This window comes from Parabacteroides vesiculifaciens (genome assembly GCF_049860805.1).
Classification (GTDB): Bacteria; Bacteroidota; Bacteroidia; order Bacteroidales; family Tannerellaceae; genus Parabacteroides.
The window spans coordinates 461256-481686 of the sequence record NZ_CP187555.1; the positions used below are offsets into that span (position 1 = coordinate 461256).

Here is a 20431-nt window from a genome sequence, read left to right on the forward strand (position 1 = left end):
CAAATCATAAATCTCTCTTATGTTGCACGTTTCAATTTCAGAAGAAGTAGCTACTACCTGCCCGGACTTGCACGTCCTGGTCATATCTTGTGATGTTCGTAATTCGGAACCGGACGAACGGCTTTGGCAGGAGATAGCGGACGAAGAAAAGGCAATCCGGGAAACAGTTAAACTGGAACAAATCAATAAATGGCTTCCTATCCAGGCTACCCGCCAGGCTTATAAGCGACTGGGAAAAGATCCGAATCGCTATCGTCCCTCTTCGGAAGCATTAAGGAGGCGCATCCTTCGTGAGCTACCCCTTTATAAGGTCGATACGCTGGTCGATCTGATCAACTTGATTTCTATCCGTAGCGGATATTCCATCGGCGGCTTCGATGCGGATAAGATTGCCGGCGGCAGTCTGGTGTTGGGAGTCGGTAGGGAAGGAGAAATCTATCATGGAATCGGGCGTGGCGAACTGAACATTGCAGGTCTGCCGGTCTACCGGGATGCGGTCGGTGGTGTCGGAACCCCGACCAGCGATGAGGAACGGACAAAAATAGGATTGGATACCATCCACCTGTTAATGATTATAAATGGCTATTCCGGACCGGATGGCCTGGTGCAGGCGGGAGGGTATGCGGCTGACTTATTAAGCAAATATGTTTCAGCAACAAACATAGAGATGGAACTTGTTACATCTGAGAAGAGAACGCAAATAGTGCTATAATTGTGTTACAATTGTGTTAATTATGCTTGCAAAGTGTAAAAAGCGCCTATTTTTATGCTAAAAAACATCTATTTCCTTTTGTTTTAATCGATTAATCTATAAATTTGCTCCCGTTAACGAATTAACAAAACAAAAAGAAACATGATCGAATTGATTGGAACAAACGCCGGCCTTGTTTGGAACGTATTGAACGAAGGCGGAAAAATGAGTGTTAAGGCAGTAAAGAAAGCAACTAAAATTAAAGCGGAAAAAGATATGTACGCTGCTTTTGGTTGGTTAGCAAAAGAAGGCAAATTGGCTTTCGAAGACGTCGATGGTGAATTGTACGTTGCGTTAGTATAAATATAGCGTAGCTGAATCTATTAGAAAGAGGGCTGTTCGGATTTTAGTTTGAACGGCCTTTTGTGTATTCGGACGTTTTCTGTCAAAAAAACAAACCGATTCGTTGTTTTATTCAATTCTATAGTTTACTTTTGTGTAGAATTTGGTGTGAAATGACCGAAGATCATAAAAGATTGTTGGCTGTATTTGATGTTAGGGTTCGTGATTTGATGGAGCTTTGTGATAAACAAAAACAGAAAATCAACGAGCTTCAAGATTTATTGGTACAGAAAGAAGGAGAACTTCAACAAGCGATAAAGACGATCGAAGAGTTGAATGCCAAATGTGATAACATGCTGACTGCGCGGGTTGTTTCTGTCAACGAGGGAGAAATGAAAAGTGCCAGGATGCGGTTGTCAAAGTTAGTGCGGGAAGTAGACAAGTGCATTGCACTATTAAACGAATAGAGGCGATGGACGATAAATTTCTTATACATGTAGAGATAGCCGGTAAAAGTTATGGTATCAGGATCAACCGGAGCGAGGAGCAGGTAGCCCGTGAGGCTGTCCGGCAAATCCGGAAGAAAATGGACCAGTACCGGAAGAAATATTCCGAGGTGGATGTAAAAGATTTGTTAGCCATGGTAACCTTTCAACTATCGGTGGAAAACTTGAAGTTGGAGGATAAGAATGACACAAGTCCCTTTACTGAAAAGATACAGGAACTGACCGATAAACTGGAAAGTTACCTGAAGGATAAATAGTTGTAAGAATAAAGAAGATGCGTTTCCGCACTACTTTGCATGGGTGTATCCATGTAAGGGTAGTGCTTTTTTTGTATAATAATATAACTGAATTTAAACTATAAGTAAAATGGGAATGACTATAATCATAGCACTTGTAACCTTCATTATCGGAGGCTCGCTCGTGTGGTTCGTGATGAGAGTCCTTATGAAGTCAAGGTATGACGCCGTGATACGCGAGGCCGAAAAGGAGTCGGAAGTAATGAAGCAGAAGAAACTGCTCGAAGTAAAAGAGAAGTTTCTTCATTTGAAAGCGGATCTGGAGAAACAGGTGTCCGCCCGTAATTCAAAAATACAGTCTGTAGAGGCTAAGTTGAAACAACGCGAGTTGGGTTTGAACCAACGTCAGGAAGACCTGCAACGCAAGAATAGCGAAGTGGATTCCGTAAAAGAAAACCTGGCTGCCCAATTGGAACTGGTAGATAAGAAGAAGCAGGATCTGGATAAACTCCATCAGCGTGAAATCGAACATCTGGAAACTCTTTCCGGCCTTTCTGCCGAAGAAGCAAAGGAACGTTTGATCGAATCACTGAAAGACGAGGCTAAGTCCGAAGCTACTTCTTTTATCAACGAAATCATGGAAGAGGCGAAGATGACAGCCAATAAGGAAGCGAAGAAAATCGTTATCCAGTCTATCCAGCGGGTGGCTACCGAAACGGCAATCGAGAATTCGATTACTGTCTTCCATATCGAATCAGACGAGATCAAAGGCCGTATCATCGGACGTGAAGGCCGTAACATCCGGGCGTTGGAAGCAGCAACCGGTATCGAGATCGTGGTTGACGATACGCCTGAAGCAATCGTGCTGTCCGGCTTTGATCCGGTCCGCCGTGAAATAGCCCGTTTAGCTTTGCACCAGCTGGTACAGGACGGACGTATTCACCCGGCACGTATCGAAGAAGTGGTGACGAAAGTAAGAAAGCAGGTTGAGGACGAAGTGGTGGAAACGGGTAAACGCACCGTTATCGACCTCGGTGTTCATGGTTTGCATCCAGAACTGATCCGTATGATCGGTAAGATGAAATATCGTTCTTCTTATGGTCAGAATCTGTTGCAGCACGCACGCGAAACTGCTAACTTATGTGCAGTAATGGCTTCTGAACTGGGGTTGAACCCGAAAAAGGCAAAACGTGCAGGTCTGTTGCACGATATTGGTAAAGTGCCTGATGATGAGCCGGAATTGCCGCACGCAATCTTAGGTATGAAGCTTTGTGAGAAATATAAGGAGAAACCGGATATCTGCAACGCCGTAGGCGCTCACCACGACGAAGTGGAAATGCAGACACTGCTTGCTCCGATCGTACAGGTCTGTGATGCTATCTCCGGTGCCCGTCCGGGAGCCCGCCGTGAGATCGTAGAGGCTTATATCAAGCGTCTGAACGATTTGGAACAGTTGGCTCTTTCTTATCCGGGTGTAGTGAAGACATACGCTATCCAGGCCGGTCGTGAACTTCGCGTGATTGTCGGAGCCGACAAGATCGACGATAAGGATACCGAAAACCTGTCCAACGAAATCGCAAAGAAGATCCAGGATGAAATGACTTATCCGGGTCAGGTGAAGATCACGGTAATCCGTGAGACTCGTGCCGTAAGCTACGCTAAGTAGGGATTTCTTGTTTCAAAACATCTATGTTTCTCAATACATAGGTGTTTTGGGATCGAAGCATATATGTTATGAAGAAGATGCCTGTCGCTTTCAAAAACGACAGGCATCTTTTCTTTAAAAGCCTGTCATCTTTCTTCCGATGCATTGAAGCTATAGAATATCGGCTTACCCGATACTCATAGTTTATAGCTCGAGTTGGGCAAAAGGCGAGGGCGGATATCTATGTGGTTTTTTCGGAATCCTCTATCACTCTATCACACTTTGCCTTGTAGGTATTGAAAAACATAACATACGAGGTGTGATAGATGCCGGATTCATGTATCACACCTGTGTCACACATCTATCACACCCTATCTATGTTTTGGTGATATATATAGTCTTTTATTGTATTGTAAGTATCTTAATTATAAAGTGTTAGTATGAAATACTTCTATACATCCGGGTGTAGCCGTTCCGGACATCCGGATGTACAGAGTAGCAAGATCCGGGTGTTGAAAGCCGGAAGATGGGGGGATTCTGGACATTTCTGCTTGCTTTCCGCTCTTTTCCTGCTTGTTTTCTCAAAAGAAGTACTTTATGTTGATGAAATAATTTCCTTACAAATACATATCGGCACGTTTCCTTTTGCTTTTGGGACAATACCGGCTACCCGTTTCAATGTCGGGTGGTGATACAGGTGTGATAGAGGTGTGATACATGAATCCGGCATCTATCACACCTCGTATGTTATGTTTTTCAATACCTACAAGGCAAAGTGTGATAGAGTGATAGAGGATTCCGGAAAAACAATATAAGGAGATCAGTCGTTTTTAGTGAAATTTTAATAAATAAGACAGGTTTGTAGGGGTGGGGTTCTACTCCACCCAAAGGATAACAGAATGATATTTAATACGTTGTGGGCAGGGTAGAACCCTGCCCCTACGGAGTGACAATCAGTTTGTATAAGCCTGTCATCCATGTTTTGTACCGGTAAATCATTATTTATCATTCAAATCTGCCCCAAAATGAATGTATTTATCTCCAATACAAAAAAAGCGGCTGCCCGGAAATGAGGCAACCGCTTTTAAGTTATGAACCGGATTACTTATTTGTAGCTGTAACCCGCTTTCTTTTGTGCACTGTTGGCATTGGCTCCGGGGATCAACGTGAAGCCCCACTTGTATTCCCGGTCTGCCGGTAAGGTGTATTCCGGCTCAGGACGTGAATACCAGCTGTCGTAGCCGGCCAATCCTTGCTGTTTCAGGTCTACGCATACTTCAACGAAGTTACGCGGTGTAATGTCGTTGATATGTGTCTGGCGAGGTTTGTCGTACGGGCCGATTTCCGGGCGGTTGGCAATGTCTTCCGGAGTGAAATTGTTCCACTGGTACGGACGGTCGGTTGCTTTACCCGAATCGAAATCTTCGACGGAGTTACGCATTGCGTTGAATTCCATTTCGTCGTCTGCAACGATCAACAGGTTCTTGCCTTTACCGCCTAACGAGAGCCAGCGGGTATCGCAATGGTGGCCGTTTTCCTGCGGACGGACGTAGGGGAAGTACTGCTCTTCTGCCGTGCTCTTATACTGTCCGATCATGTAACCGGCTTTGCGGTCCCAATAGTTTTCCAGCGGACCACGGCCGAAGTATTCTAACTGATCCATCGTAGCCGGCAGACGGAAACGTACGCCGATACGCGGAACGACCATCTTGTCGCGTTCGCTGACATTGGCACGGCCCGGTGAGAATGTGGCGGTGGCGGTTGCTTCGGAAATGCCGATCTTCACGCCGTCCAGGTGGGCGGGTGTGAAGTGGGTAGCCACGTTCATAACGCCGTCAGGATAGATCTTGTATGTTACTAAGAACTGGTTGCCGGCCGGCAGCTTATAGTCGATCTTAACCACGGCATTGCCATCGACGATTTCGCCTGTAGCGCTTGTCACATTGAAGTTGCGGCTCGAGAGTTCCCAGATTTCAAGACGTTTCGGGTCACCGCTTCCATAGTCGTTATCGTTCGGAGCACGCCAGAAGTTCGGCTGGATGCCGAAGCCTTCGTTGAAGTATTCCGTTCCGCCTACTTTATAAGAAGCCACGACGCCTGCTTTCTTGTCGAATACGAAATTTACTTTGGAGGAAGTCACCTTCAGATCGTTCCCTTCTTCAGATACGGCCAGTTTAGGACCGCCTGCTTTGTAAGTGGTCTTATCGGCTGTCACCGGCAAAGTAAACTGATCCTGCGCGATGTCGTAACCGGCAGGGATTACGCCGTCCTGTTTAGTCGTAGTCACGACAAAATTCACCAAATAATCGACGCCCGCCTGCGGCTTCAAGCCTTCTACCGGAATCGTGATTTCCTGGGATGTCTGTGGAGCCAGGTCGAGAGACATCTTATTGCCTTTGACGGTTTTGTTGTTGGCCTTGATCGTGTAGCTGATTATGTAGTCCTTCAGGTTTGTGAAGTAGAAGCGGTTTGTCACTTTGAATACGCCTTTCGCTGCATCTACTGCTTCGAAACCGATATTCTGGTGTGCGTATTTCACTTCTTCCATAGCCGGATGAGGTGTGCGGTCCGGGTTCACGATACCGTTGCAGAGGAAGTTACCGTCGCTCGGCATATCTTTGCCGAAGTCGCCGCCGTAAGCATAATATTCTTTTCCGTTGGCATCTTTGACAAGAAGGCCCTGGTCAACCCAGTCCCAGATATAACCGCCCTGGAGGTTCGGATATTTGTAGATCGCTTGCCACTGTCCCCAAAGGTTACCGGTCGAGTTACCCATTGCATGCGCATATTCGGACGGTGCAACCGGACGGTCGCTACCTTCCTTGCCAATCTCTTCCAGCCATTTCGCGCTCGGATATTGCGGAACGTACATATCGGAGTTCCATTCCCACTGTGCCCGTTCGTAGTTGACCGGACGGCCCATCATGGTCTTTTCCTTATCCTTCAGGTATAAATAGGTTTGGTAGAAGTTGTAACCGTTTCCGGCTTCGTTGCCTAATGACCAGATCGTTACGGACGGATGGTTTTTGTTGCGTTCGTACATGTTCATCGTACGGTCCATGTGCGGTTTCAGCCATTCCGGGTTGTTTCCTAATGTACCGCCTTTGCGCAAGTTGTAGTACATACCGTGCGATTCGATATTGGCCTCGTCGTAAACATACAATCCGTATTCGTCGCAAAGTTCATAGAACTTACGGTCCTGCGGATAATGGCACAAACGAACGGAGTTCAGGTTGTTCAGTTTCATCAGTTCGAAATCTTTACGCATCAGTTCTTCTGTTACGTAATGTCCGGTCAGCGGATTGTGTTCGTGGATATTCACACCCTTGAACTTGATCGGCTGGCCGTTGAACAACAGGACGGTGTAAGGTTTGCCGTTGCCGGCGATCTGGTCGATCTCTTTGATTTCGATGCGGCGGAAGCCGACGTTTTGCGGGATCACTTCCGTCACCTTGCCGTCTTCTTTGATCGTCATCAGCAGCTTATAGAGGTTCGGATGGTCGGCATTCCAGGTTTCAACGTTATCCAATGTCTTTTCGAATGAAGTCGTTGTAATCGTGTTCGGGCTTACCCACAGCTTGTTTTCAGCCGTTGCCGCCACATTGCCTTTCGCATCTAATAATTCGTAGGTGACATCGATGTCCTTCACCTTGTCGGAATGGTTCTTGATATCCATTGCCAGGCTGAAGATTCCGTTTTTATACGTATCGTCGAGCGTGGAAACGACGCGGTAGTCATTAACGGCGATCTTGGGTTGTGACCAGAGGTAGACGTCACGTTCGATACCGCTCAGGCGCCAGAAATCCTGGCATTCCAGAAAGGAACCTGTGCTCCAACGGAAGATTTTCAGCGTCAGTACGTTTTTGCCCGGTTGCAGGTATTTGTTGATCAGGAATTCGGCCGGATTCTTGGAATCTTCGCTATAGCCGACTTCCTTACCGTTTACATAAACATATAAGCCTGATTTAGCTCCGGCGATGTGCAGATATACGTCACGCCCGTCCCAACCGGCGGGAACTTCGAAGTCACGGCGGTAAACACCTACCGGATTCGCTTCCGGCAACAGCGGAGGTTGCGGGTTACGCGGCTTGAACTCATATCCGTGGTTCGTATAGATAGCAGTACCATGTCCCTGAACTTCCCAGTTTCCCGGAACGGTGATGTCGTCCCAATCGGAAGTACTGACAGAAGGATCTGTGATGTTGGCAGGAAGATTTTTGTATGAATCTACAAAATAGAATTTCCATGTGCCGTTCAGTAACGAATAAAAAGGACTTTTTTCATACCGGGAAGAGAGAGCCGTGGCACGGTCTCCATAACTCATAAAAGAGGAACGGGGGGCCTCTTTATTAACGGCAATGACCTGGATGTCCTGCCAGTAAGGCTTCGCTGGCTGGTTCGCGGCATTGTCAGCCAATGCGGAGCCCAGAAGGAAGCAACTCAATGCTCCCGTGAGCATCGTTTGTTTGATCATGTGTTTCATATGCATTTTTAATTTAGATTAGACTTAGTCAGGTGAAAGTTGAAAGGTGAAAGTTGAAAGTGAAAAAGAGTATTTTTTTAACTTTCAACTTTCACCTTTCAACTTTCTTATCTTGCTGCGTAGAATGAATAACCTTCGGCAACTTGTTTGAAAGCAAGTACGCCTGCCTGGTTCAGCTCCACATTCATTTCCTTACCGTCAGGAAGGTACATCACAACTTCGTCGTCGCCTGTGAACTTCAACAGTTTGGTCGTTTCGCCGTCTGCTTCTACGCTCCAGCTCTTGTCTGTTTCATTGAAAACCAGGTCGACCGCTTTTTCTTCTCCTTCTTTCTGGATGTGATAGCCGTCTTTCTTTGTTTCGATGGCATACGTACCGTCTTTCGTTTCGATTGTCTTGACCGTGCCGGCATCTGCAACAGGGTTGCTACCGCTCCAGAATTCAATCGAGTTCAATACCAATATGTCGGCTAATGCTGAAATTTCATAAACCGGTACAATCCAGAAAGCGATAAAAACCAATTCGTTCACAAACTTGCTGTCAATGTTTCTGTTCCAATCCAACAGCTTATTGGACAACCCAAATGATCCAATACATGATGAGAATAATACACTGCTGGCAAGCGTTGTTGCCACCAATAAAGTTACACTTTTTTTCTTCATGAATATTTAATATTTGTAGTTAATTTGGGGACGAAGATAACAATTTATTTCGGATTTGTTTAAGGCTCTGTTTGTTTTCTGTTATCGGGGCGGTGATGAGCTCCGGTAAATTAAATGTTTTAGTGAAAGTTTTATAGAAGCCGGGATCTTTCTGTGGAACCATAAACGGCTTGCCGGCACACCCTGTTTCCGGATTAAAAGAGGCTATTAACGGATGCGCCCAAAGTCCGTCTACGCGTTTACTGCTGAAAACGAACCATTTCCCTGTGGATGACCATGTGTGAAAACTCTCTACATTATCACTGTTCACTTCCTGCATATTACGGATATTCCCATTTTGAAGATTTAATAAATAAAGTTCACTTTCGGGATGCCATATCGAGAAGTTCCCATAATCCGAGCAAGTAAACATCAGGAAGTTTCCGTCCGGCGATATTCTCGGAAAGGAAATGCTTTTTTGTAAAGTTGATGCTTCGTATATGCATTCGGGTTTACCGAATGTTTGTTTTTGAGCATCGAAAGGTATTTTGTACAAGTCATAATAGATGCTGTCTAAAGATGTTTGGGGAGTAATAGCCTTGCTCCGGCAGAAATATAATGTTTTCCCATCGGGGCTCCAGGATGGAAATGTCTCCATCCATTCCGGGCCATAAATAAGCGAGTCGGTGATAAGCCGGTTGGTTTCGCAATCCCATACGATCAGGTCGGATTCCCGGTCCGATACCTCTATCGGTTTTTTCCCAGTGGAATGGAAAAACTGCTGTATTTCATTGACGGAATAAGCAATATACCGTCCGTTCGGATGCCAGGCTGCATACGTCCCGCCATTGTTCATCCCTGTTTTTTTAACGTTGACTTTTCCAACACTACCGTTACGGGAAATAATGGTTCCCCCGTTATTACCCCGAATGTGGATCATCATGGTTTCCGGATTGTTTTGGCAGAAAGTATGGCAATTCATGCAGGCTGATTTATCTGATTTGTTTTCGATAATGGGAAGTTCCTCGTATGTGGTAAGATTCCGCTGGTAAATACCCATTTGATTCCACAACTCGTAACCCGGGTATAAAAGCCGGTATACTAAATAAGGATCTATAGGCTCTGTAGAAATGGAGTTCCTGATTTCTTTGTATTGCTTCCACCTCTCCTTCTGCCGGATAGAGATACGGATATAGAAGTCTTTTCCGGCCGCCTCAGAGGTCAGTTTGTGCCACTGTTTCAAAGGTATTATAATTTCACCTCGTTTATTTTTCTGAGTAAAGAAAACCTTATCCCTGAATCCTATTTCTGTATAATATTCATCTCCAACCTCTGTAATCTGAAAGTTGGGAGGAGCTATATTGACCGGAAATGTGACATCCGTATAATCTGGAAACAGGGTAGGAGGTTTGTCTGTACAAGCATCCGGTGTAATCTTTCCCTGACTACAGGCAGTCATCAATAATATATATAGGAGAATAATACAAGGTTTCATAAGCCATTATTGTTGTGTCTGTTTATAATTATCGAGTATACTCTGGTATAGAGGCGGCATTTCCGGATAAGAGAATGTCTTTATCCGTGGTAGATTTTCTACAAATTGTTTGGGCTTATTGCCAAGTATCAGGTAGCTCATCAGATATTCGAACGCCATACGATTGGTAGAGTCTTGCTCACAAATGAAAATAAGTTCCGGACCTAAATTCTGAATATTGGCAAAACGTGCTTTTTTCTCTTTTTGTCGGGAAACAACAGGTGTCAAGCCTGGAACTTTACCGGTAGGAACCAACTTTTCATATTCTTCTGCTTGTGTTTTGTAAAACAAGGATTGCTTTAATATTCTGATAAAACGCATTGCAACTTCCTGGCGTCCGTTTACAATGTTATAACGAATCAGGTTCAGGAGAGTCGGGGCTGTTTCGCCATAAACCATCAGCGCTTCGGATGCCCAACGTTGAGCCTCGTTGATATAGCCTAATTGTTCATACAGATAATGGCCGTACTTACTTTGCCGCGGATCACTGACCCAAGGCAGGAAAAGTGAATTGATCCCATAGCTCTGCGGATATTTCAACAGGTCGTAAGGCATACGTCCGGTTTGGTAAAGGGCCATATTACAGAAATAATCCATCAGTTGGTTTTCTCCTCTGTATCTTTTTGCACAGGCAAGAACTTGTTCCCACTCCTGTTTCTTTACATGATTTTCGGTTTCGATCAGTAATCTTTCGCGCATATTATAAGTGCGGACAAATGAATAAAAAGTACACGAGGCATACACTGCCAGACTCACGATTGTACAGCTTATATATATCTTTTGATTGGTTATTAAACGGGGCAGCAAACAGGCTGTAAATGCGGTTAGCAAAAGGATTGCAAAAACGATTACAGGATAGATCCAACCTAATGTGAATCCTGTCAGCAGGAAACAGGGAATTGAAGCGCAATAAAAGGCTTTCCCTGGAAGCAGGGAAACTAAATATGTAATAAGAAAAGAACAGAAAAGGCTCGTAATCCGGCTGATCTCAAAATCGGACGATTCGAATTGGACAAATAAATAGAGGGAAGGAAGTAATGCAATCTGTAACGGATCGCTTTGCTTGGTTAGTTTCCGGGTGGTTAATACCGGCAGTAAATATAAGCATGACAAAAGAAATGCCAATACTATTTTGCCAGTGTAAGGCAGATAGAAAAATTGGATGATAAAGTTTGCTATGTATTCACTCAGTTTTCCCGGCTCCGATAGATAAATATCCAGGTAGGAATTTGCAAACAAGAAAAGCTGCTGTTGTTCATGATAAGGGAACAAGTAAGCCAGGCTGTCCATAAACATGAACAGAAACAAACAAAAGAGAATAGCAGAAAGTAACCAGTGGATATGCTTCATAAAATAATGAAACACGAGAGAACATTTGTCCTCCCGTGTTTGCTGTAAATATTAATATCTGTACTTATTTTGTCGGATATCCCGGATTCTGTGTCAATGCCGGATTCAGGTCGATTTCTTCCTGCGGAATCGGGAACAGGTAGTTATGGTCTTCATATTTGCTACCGGTCAGTTTGATGTTTTCACCCTGATACAAGATGCATTTCTTTCCGTTATCCCCTTCCGGAGCGTTAGGATCATCGACCATCTTATATTTCATTCCTAAGAATGGAGCGTTCAACACATCTTTAGCGATACCCCAACGGCGGATATCCCATTTGCGCTTACCTTCCAATGCAAATTCTACACGCCATTCATTGCGGATTCGTTGGCGAAGTGCATCCTGTGTTCCGCAATAGGTCGGTTTTGTTGCATTTGTATTTTGCAATTCGGGCATACCCACACGGCGACGTACTTGATTGACTGCATCAAATGCTGAGGCGTCTAATGGTGATATTTCATTCTTAGCTTCTGCATAAGTCAATAACACTTCTGCATAACGGATAACAAACCAATAGGTGTCCATATTCCAACCATCGACCTGCGGATCGATTGTCGGGTCCAAATATTTTTGTTGATAATAACCTGTTGCAGTAGCATCGTTATGTTGGGCAACACCTGTACTACCACTTGATTTCAATGGAGCTGTTTTGATATTTACATTATACATAACTTCACCGTCATGTAAAACACAAACTTCCAAACGAGGATCACGGCCTTTAAACGGATTTGTCGGATCGTATGTTGTCGATTTTTCGATAGGAGATCCGTCTTCGCATTCGAATGCATCTACTAAGCTTTGAGTCGGGTTGATTCCTCCCCATCCTAAAGTCGGAAAAGCTTCCCAGCCAATCATATAGCTTTCAAGATCAGGAGCCTTTGTATATTGTCTAACCAGAATCGCTTCTTTACAAGCATCTTGCTCTTTCCAGAATAATTTGGCGTATTGTCCGGTATTGTTAGCATCAAACAGTTCATATTCACCGGAATCTATTACTTGTTTGGCTGCATCTGCTGCTGTTTCGAATTTGTTGAAATACAGTGCAGCACGTGCTTTCATAGCTAGAGCAGCCCCTTTTGTCGCACGTCCATAATCGCTGGATTCCCATTGAGCCGGCAATTTTGTTATTGCATAATCAAAATCTTCCATAACTTTAGCATATACCTCTTCAACTGGTGTACGGGTAATATCTCCTATTTCATTCAAATCCAAAGGTTTATCAACATAAGGAACTCCACCATATTTTTGGATCAGCCCGAAATAGGTAAAACCTCGTAGGAATCGGGCTTCTCCAATAGTTTTTTCTTTGTCAGCCTGATTATAGTCCGGGATCTCATCTATTTTTGTTAATAAAAGATTACAAGCACGAATAGCTTTATAATCGTCTTGCCATCCCATTTCTGCCGGATCGTAAATACCCTTTGAAACATTACCTGCAGCCCATTTTATACCATGTACGGCATTATCAGAATTGATGTCTTCATCAATTTCACCCCAGCCTGGTAAACTGCTCTTGTAAACATTTGCAATGAATATTTTTGCATCATTAGGTGTTTTCCAGTAACTGGCATCAGACAGTTCATCATCCGGAATACGGTCCAGGAAATCACTACAAGAGCTGAAACCGAAAAGTGTAGTTGCCAATAAGGCTATATATATATAACTCTTTTTCATATTTATAATTTATAATCTGTTATTTAAAAACCAACTTTAAGACCGATTGAAATCTTTCTTATATTAGAATACAATCCACCACGTGAACTTGACGGTGCCGATTCAGGGTCGAGGGTGTCCATTCCTGTGATTGTAAAGAGGTTTTCACCAGTCAGGAATACCTTGACGCGATCCAGATTGATTTTACTCAACAATGCTTTCGGGATGTTGTAACCAATGGTTAAATTTTTTAGACGTACGTATGATGCGTCTTGCAACCAGTAGGAAGAAAGCTGGTAGTTAATCTGGTCAGCCATGGTGATACGAGGATAAGAAGCGTCATGGTTAGTCGGAGTCCAACGATCCAGATGGCGTTCCAATACTTTACCGCCGTTGAAGAAAGCGTAAGCTGCTTCACCGTTTACATAAGCGTCTACATCGAATGCTCCCTGGAAGAAGAATGACAGATCGAAATCTTTGTAATACAGGTTAGCTCCGAGACCTGCTGTCCAACTCGGAAATTCTTTTCCGATCACTTTGCGATCGTTGGCAGCATCGATTTTACCGTCACCATTCAAGTCTTTATAGCGGATGTCACCCGGCTGTTCTGTTCCAGTACGTTTCGGCCCTTTTGCGACCTCCTCGTCCGAGTTGAACAGACCGTCTGCTTCATATCCATAATAGGAACCGATAGGGTAACCTTCCAGGAACCAGAAGTTACCTCTGCCATCGCCCGGTTCTTTTCCTTCAGTACCTTTTAAGTCTGTCAGTTCATTGTGAACATAAGCGATGTTGAAATTAATGTCGTAACGGAAATCTTTCCCAACAGAGTTGTTGTGGAAAATGCTTAAGTCAAACCCTGTATTTTGAACCTGACCGGCATTCTGTCTCGGTGCATCCATACCTAATACTCCCTGAACCGGAAGCAACAGTAACATATCGTTAGTCGTTTTTTTGTATCCGGCCAACTCAAAGCCAATCTTATTATTTAGGAAAGAAGCTTCAATCGCACCTTCAATACTGGTTACGGTTGCCCATTTCAAATTTTTATTGGCATAACGGCTTTCATATGTGGTAGTGTATAATGAATTACCCATGACAAAAGGATCGTATGCATAAGAAGGAACTGTCAGGTATGCTTCTTCATCTTTCAATTCTTCATTACCGGTCTGTCCCCAGCCAGCACGTAATTTAAGATTACTCAACCAGTCTGTGCCTGCATTCTTCATGAATTCTTCTTCCGTAATTCTCCACCCGGCAGAAAATGCAGGGAATGTACCCCAGCGGCTACCTGATGCGAAACGTGAAGAACCGTCAATACGGACATTGGCTTCAAACAGGTATTTGTTGTCGAAGTTATATTGTGCACGTCCGAAATAAGAACGGTGTGCAATTTCATACCGGGATTCTTCATTGGTTTGTGACGATGCGTCCAACGTGCTCAATGATTCTTGTAGTTCGTTGTTTCCTCCTCCTTTGCGTTTTGCTTCCAGATGTTTATAACGATAGTCGATTTGTTCGAAACCGCCTAATAAACCCAAGTCATGTTTGCCCCATGTTTCATTATAATTGATCAAGACCTGTGTTGTATACCAGTTCCACCAAGTCTGTTTTTCATATCCTTCACGAAGCCCTGTCGATGCTTCGTTTTTTTCTCCGTAAATAACCTGAGATTTAAAGCCTTCTTCGCTTCTTTCATCATTTCGTACGGAGAATAATGCTTTCGCAGTCAAATTGGGGAGAATATTTACTTGTCCATATAATGTCCCGTTAACCTGCTGGTTCATATCTCTTCTGAAGCCGTCACGTCCCAATACTGCCAGTGGATTATCCTTACCATGATATAGATATTTACCTTCTTTATTGCGAATTCCTTCTACAGGGGTGGCACGGTTGGTAAACTGGGTAATGCCTGCAACGCTGTTCCATCCGTCGGTATAGGTTCCCCTGTAACCAGATACATTCAAGCCGGCTGAGAACCATTTGTTGATTTGTGAATCGACACTGGTACGGGCATTGAAACGTTTGTAGTTATTCGCATCGATCAAACCGTTCTGTTGGGTATATCCGACTGATGCGCTGTAGCTGGTCTTTTCGGAACCACCACTGATGGATAAGTGATGCATGGTTTCAAGTGCATTTTTATTCAGTGTTTCTTTATACCAGTCTGTATTTGGATGACCGTAAGGATCGGAGCCATTTCGGTATAATTCAATGTCTTCATCTGTAAAACGGATTGGGTTGTTCGGATTATCGTTTTTAGTCGCTTCGTTATACAACATGGCATAGTCTGCCGAACCTAAGAATTTCGGACGCATAGTAGGAGTGGACCATCCGACATTTCCTGAATAGTTAACGCGTGCCCGATCACCTTTTTTACCTTTTTTTGTTGTAATCAAGATAACACCATTTGCTGCCTGCACACCGTAAATAGCAGAAGAAGATGCATCTTTCAATACGGTTAGGCTTTCGATGTCGGACGGGTCAATCGTATTCATACTACCCGGAACACCGTCTACGATTACTAACGGGCTTGCTGCATTTACAGAGTTCTTACCACGGATAGTAATAGTTCCTGATTGTCCACCCGGTCTACCTGTGCTTTGGATTGCTGTCACACCAGGCATCTGTCCTGCCAAAGCTGCAGACACACTGGAAACGGGTCTTGTTTCAAGAGTTTCGGCTTTTACTGTCGATACAGAACCGGTTAAATTGACCTTTTTCTGTACACCGTAACCGACAACTACTACTTCGTCAAGTTTTTGTGTGTCTTCTTTCAGATTGATTTTGATGGATGGTTCTCCATTGTACTTGATTTCCTGAGTCAGGTAACCGATAAAAGAGATGACAATAACATCTCCTTTTTTTACCTCCAGAACGAAATTACCGTTCATGTCGGTAACAGTACCGTTTGTCGTACCTTTCACGACTACGGAAGCTCCCGCTACAGGGCCAAATTCGTCTTCCACGATACCTTTCAAACTTGTTTGTTGCTGAGAGATGCCAACGTTGGGTGTTGCTACCTCATTAGATGCGAACACTGTACCTGTCGTAAACAATGCAGCAGACATCAACATTAGGCTGACTGGTCTTGCGATTTTCAACATACTAATTGTTTTTTGTTTAATAATAGTTAGATATAATAGGCTTTAGGAGGATCTGTGTCTTTTACAGCTCACACTTACTTGCTTATTTTTTAGTAATTAGGGCCAAAGTTTATGCTTTCACACGTGTAGTTCTTGTAGAACTAAGACATATTGTAAAAAATATAGAGAGAAGGAGACGCGAAAAGGGGGATTTTTATATGCAGTTCTTGTAGAACTATGATTAAGTTTTATAAGCTAATGATGAGGAACTCGGTATTACCAGCCTATTTATTACAAAATCCCCGGCGATTAACTTGATTTTGATAACCATGAGCCGTTTAGCCGATGATTATCAACCGAACGGTCGATTACCATCAATCATACGGATGATAATTATCAGCAAATAAGTGGACTTGCTTTAATATACGAAAATATTCGCTTCATAGTTCTGATTGTTAGTCGTTTATTTTTCAAAAGATACTTATGGAGATAAAATCTGTAATTGTGTGGCAAACTATTTTTGGAGTAAAAATCCTTCTATAAACATTATTATATATACAATAAGGATGAGGGGAAAAAGCAGTAAGTCTCGGCGGAATTATAAAATAACACTCAAATACACTTAATTGTTAATTAACATTTCAAGATGTATACTTGACTAAAATGCCTGAGGATCTAAATTCATGTATGGAGTAAAATGCTAATTCTTGCATATTAGGTATCAACCCCATATTGTCGAATTTTCAAAAGATCCAGGACTCAAAATGGAGCCTATAAGAAAAAATAACAATTAATATTGTTTGTGTTAGTAAAATATTTTAATATATTTGTCTCGATGTATAAAAGCGGCATTAAAATACATTCAAAAGTATTCATGCTAATTTTTTCTAAAAAAACATGCATGATAATAAATAAATGTATTACATTTGTCGCGTCAAAGGACGTAGTTCTACAAGAACTATGTTACTATTATATGGCAAATTTATGATATAAGTTAGAAATCATACCATGAATGATAGAGTCTATAAGTAAGGTGTTTACCACCTCTGTTGGATCTTATTCATATAATGACTATTATTATTAAACAAAAAACAATTAGTATGTTGAAAATTGCAAGACCAGTCAGCTTTTTGCTGTTGTCTGCTGCTTTATGTTCCTCAGGGACAGTGTTCGCAGCTAATGAGACAGCAACTCCCAAAGTTGGTATTTCTCAGCAACAGAAAAGTTTGAAAGGAACAGTTAATGATGTACTGGGTCCCGTAGCCGGTGCATCAGTAGTCGTAAAAGGTACGACAAACGGTACAGTTACCGACATGGACGGTAACTTTGTTCTGGAAGTGAATAACGGTGATGTTCTCCAAATTTCTTTCATCGGTTATGTAACGCAGGAAATCAAGTACACCGGACAAGCTACTTTGGCTGTGAACCTGGTGGAAGACACTCAGAAATTGGAAGAAGTCGTTGTCGTTGGTTACGGTACACAGAAAAAGGTGAATATGACCGGTGCTGTAGCTATGGTAGACAGCAAAGTGTTGGAAAACCGTCCTGTGCAGAACGTTTCTACAGCTTTGCAAGGTACGATGCCTGGTGTTCAGGTGACTTCAGGTGGTGGCCGTCCCGGACAGGATGGTGGTACGATCCGCGTGCGTGGTGTCGGTACGTTGAACACGGCTGACCCATATATCTTGGTGGATGGTATTGAAACCGGAACGATGAACTCTGTCGATCCGAACGATATCGAAAGTATTTCCGTATTGAAAGATGCTGCTTCTGCTGCTATCTACGGTTCGAAGGCTTCCAATGGTGTTATCTTGATTACGACAAAACGTGGTAAGACAGGTAAACCGCGCATTTCTTATAATGGATATGTAGGTTTCCAGAGACCGACGGAAATGATTGACCGTATCAGTTCTTACGACTATGCGCGGTTGTATAGCCAGTCTATGAGTGCTGAAGGTTTGACTCCCCGTTTCGATGAAACGGATCTTCAGAAATTCAAGGATGGTTCTTCTCCTGATACGCATCCGAATACGGATTGGTATGACGAAGCTTACCAAACAGGTGTGCAACATTCACACAATGTTAGTGTGAGTGGTGGTTCGGAAAATGCAAAGTATATGGGATCTGTCGGTTATTTGGGACAGACAGGTATCCTTCCGAATGCAGACAGACAGCAGTTCAACGCACGTACCAACTTAGATTTGAAGTTGAACTCTAAATTGACAGTACGTTTGAATTTGGCTTATATTAAAAATGATTATGCAGACCCGATTTCTTCTTATGCTTCCGGTATAAGAGATGATGGAGATTCTCGTTATGCTGCCAGTTCCGACCAGATTATCCGTCAGTTGAATCGTATTTCACCGTGGATTGTCGGTCGTGCAGAAGATGGTACCTATGGTACGATTTCCGATGGAAACCCGCTCGCTTGGTTAGATGTAGATCAGACGGTTAAACGTAAAAACCAAAACTTCTCGGGTACGTTAGCTGCTGATTATAAGATTATCGACGGGTTGGTTGCGACAGTGACAGGTTCTTATGTCAATAATCAGCAGCATTATATTGCTTTTCAGAAGTATATTAAATATAATCCGAATAAAGAAACGGAGCAAAATCGTGCGGAAGAGCGTTTTACCGGTTGGCATCGTGCTTCATTCGATGCTTTGTTGAACTACGACAAGCAATTCGGTGAACATGGTTTGAAAGCGATGGCAGGTTGGCATACGGAAAAGTATGATTATTCTTTTAACCATCAATTCCGTAAGAACTTCCCGACTAACGATTTGACCGATATGAATGCGGGTGACCCTGCATCCCAGAAAAGTTACGGGTTTACTCGTGAATTGGCCATGATTTCATGGTTCGGACGTATCAACTATGATTATGCCGGCAAGTATTTGTTGGAAGGTAATATCCGTGCGGATGCGTCTTCACGTTTTGCCGATGGTAATCGTTGGGGCTATTTCCCCTCTTTCTCTGCTGCATGGCGTATCAGCGAAGAAGGTTTTATGGAAAATACGAAGGACTGGTTGAACAACTTGAAGATCCGTGGTTCTTGGGGATTACTGGGTAATCAGGATGCATTGAATGATTACTATCCTTGGATGAATACGTATGCATTGGATGCAAGTTACCCATTGGGTGGTGCTTTGCAGTCTGGTTATTATCAGGATAGCTACAAGTTGGCTTCCATTTCTTGGGAAAAATCTCGTACATGGGGACTTGGTTTTGATGCGACGCTTAACAACAAGATCAATGTGACGTTCGACTACTATGACCGTAAGACGACCGGTATCATTATGGATGTACCTGTTCCGCAGGAGTTTGGCTTAGGAGCATACAAAGACAATGTGGGTGAAATGTCCAACCGAGGTGTCGAAGTGATCTTGAGCTATAATAATAAGTGGGGCGACTGGTCGTTTGGTGCAACCGGTAACTTCGCATACAATAAGAATATTTTGCAGGATTTGGGATTGTCTGGCAGTTCTAAGGAGATGCAAGACCCGAACAACGGTAATAAGATCCGTCGGATCGGTGAAGCATTGAATACCTACTTGGTTTATGAAGCAGACGGTTTCTTCGAATCAGACGAAGCGGCACAGGCGTATATGGATAAATATGCTGGAAAGGACGGATATCCATTCTCTAAAAAATTCAAAGCAGGTGACCTGATTTACAAGGATACAAATAATGACGGAAAGATTGATGATTCTGATCGTGTTTTGGCAGGATCGACTGACCCGAAATTTACTTTTGGTTTGAATTTGAATGCAGCTTATAAGAATTTCGACTTGTCGATGACCTTTACTGGAGCAGCAGGTGTAAGTCGTTTGATCAACAAGGAGGTGACCGGTTACTTCGCAGGTGACGATTCTCACCCGGCAACTGTTTGGTTGGATGCTTGGACACAGGACAACAAAGATGCTTCGATGCCGCGTGTCGCTTATGATGAAAGTTCGAACAACTATACAACTTCTACATTCTGGGTGCAGAACTCCAGCTACTTACGTATGAAGAATCTGCAATTCGGATATACACTTCCGAAAAATGTGTTGAAGTCTGTCGGAATTGAGAATGTTCGTTTCTACTATTCAGTAGAAAATTTGTTTACGATTCATAATATGCTTGTCAGCGTCGATCCTGAAATCGGAGATGAACGTGGTTCCAGTTTCCCGTTGACACAGACACATGCTTTTGGTGTGAATGTGACATTCTGATAAATGT

13 protein-coding genes are annotated in these 20431 nt (G+C 43.3%); 7 read left to right on the forward strand and 6 right to left on the reverse strand.

Annotated features, from left to right (window positions below):
- Nucleotides 1-19: 19 nt before the first annotated feature.
- The 6 genes from ACPYIV_RS01870 to ACPYIV_RS01895 all read left to right on the forward strand — a co-directional run bounded on the left by ACPYIV_RS01870 (nucleotide 20) and on the right by ACPYIV_RS01895 (nucleotide 4112).
- Nucleotides 20-712: a B3/B4 domain-containing protein gene (locus ACPYIV_RS01870; RefSeq protein ID WP_425885245.1), complete on the forward strand. Its 693-nt coding sequence runs from the start codon at nucleotides 20-22 to the stop codon at nucleotides 710-712.
- 141 nt (nucleotides 713-853) lie between these two features.
- A complete protein-coding gene (locus tag ACPYIV_RS01875; RefSeq protein ID WP_293733343.1) occupies nucleotides 854-1054 on the forward strand; it encodes a winged helix-turn-helix domain-containing protein in 201 nt (66 codons plus the stop codon).
- Nucleotides 1055-1206: 152 nt separating this feature from the next.
- Nucleotides 1207-1500 carry a hypothetical protein gene (locus tag ACPYIV_RS01880; RefSeq protein WP_293733344.1) on the forward strand — a complete coding sequence of 98 codons (294 nt, stop codon included), beginning with the start codon at nucleotides 1207-1209 and terminating at the stop codon, nucleotides 1498-1500.
- Nucleotides 1501-1505: 5 nt separating this feature from the next.
- On the forward strand, nucleotides 1506-1796 hold the full coding sequence (locus ACPYIV_RS01885) for a cell division protein ZapA (RefSeq protein ID WP_293733345.1): 291 nt from the start codon (nucleotides 1506-1508) through the stop codon (nucleotides 1794-1796).
- A 109-nt stretch (nucleotides 1797-1905) separates the two neighbouring features.
- Complete coding sequence (gene rny, locus ACPYIV_RS01890; protein ID WP_293733346.1) at nucleotides 1906-3441, forward strand: ribonuclease Y; 1536 nt, start codon at nucleotides 1906-1908, stop codon at nucleotides 3439-3441.
- Between the two features lie 419 nt (nucleotides 3442-3860).
- The gene (locus tag ACPYIV_RS01895; protein ID WP_425885248.1) at nucleotides 3861-4112 is read left to right on the forward strand and encodes a hypothetical protein; all 252 of its coding nucleotides are present in this window, start codon (nucleotides 3861-3863) and stop codon (nucleotides 4110-4112) included.
- Nucleotides 4113-4525: 413 nt separating this feature from the next.
- On the opposite strand, the gene ACPYIV_RS01900 is transcribed toward ACPYIV_RS01895, so the two are convergent.
- From ACPYIV_RS01900 to ACPYIV_RS01925, 6 genes are all read right to left on the reverse strand, one after another.
- Nucleotides 4526-7903, reverse strand: a complete 3378-nt coding sequence (locus tag ACPYIV_RS01900; protein WP_425885250.1) for a glycoside hydrolase family 2 TIM barrel-domain containing protein — start codon at nucleotides 7901-7903, stop codon at nucleotides 4526-4528.
- Nucleotides 7904-8010: 107 nt separating this feature from the next.
- Nucleotides 8011-8565, reverse strand: coding sequence for a DUF3332 domain-containing protein (locus ACPYIV_RS01905; protein WP_425885252.1), 555 nt, complete (start codon nucleotides 8563-8565; stop codon nucleotides 8011-8013).
- A 19-nt stretch (nucleotides 8566-8584) separates the two neighbouring features.
- A complete protein-coding gene (locus ACPYIV_RS01910; protein ID WP_425885254.1) occupies nucleotides 8585-10003 on the reverse strand; it encodes a TolB family protein in 1419 nt (472 codons plus the stop codon).
- Nucleotides 10004-10045: 42 nt separating this feature from the next.
- Nucleotides 10046-11428 (reverse strand): DUF6057 family protein, encoded by a 1383-nt coding sequence (locus ACPYIV_RS01915; protein ID WP_425885256.1) that lies wholly within the window; start codon nucleotides 11426-11428, stop codon nucleotides 10046-10048.
- A 64-nt stretch (nucleotides 11429-11492) separates the two neighbouring features.
- Complete coding sequence (locus ACPYIV_RS01920; protein WP_425885258.1) at nucleotides 11493-13142, reverse strand: RagB/SusD family nutrient uptake outer membrane protein; 1650 nt, start codon at nucleotides 13140-13142, stop codon at nucleotides 11493-11495.
- 23 nt (nucleotides 13143-13165) lie between these two features.
- Nucleotides 13166-16228 (reverse strand): SusC/RagA family TonB-linked outer membrane protein, encoded by a 3063-nt coding sequence (locus ACPYIV_RS01925; RefSeq protein ID WP_293738895.1) that lies wholly within the window; start codon nucleotides 16226-16228, stop codon nucleotides 13166-13168.
- Between the two features lie 1079 nt (nucleotides 16229-17307).
- Here ACPYIV_RS01925 and ACPYIV_RS01930 point away from each other — a divergent pair.
- Nucleotides 17308-20424, forward strand: a complete 3117-nt coding sequence (locus ACPYIV_RS01930; RefSeq protein ID WP_425885261.1) for a SusC/RagA family TonB-linked outer membrane protein — start codon at nucleotides 17308-17310, stop codon at nucleotides 20422-20424.
- Nucleotides 20425-20431: the final 7 nt, after the last annotated feature.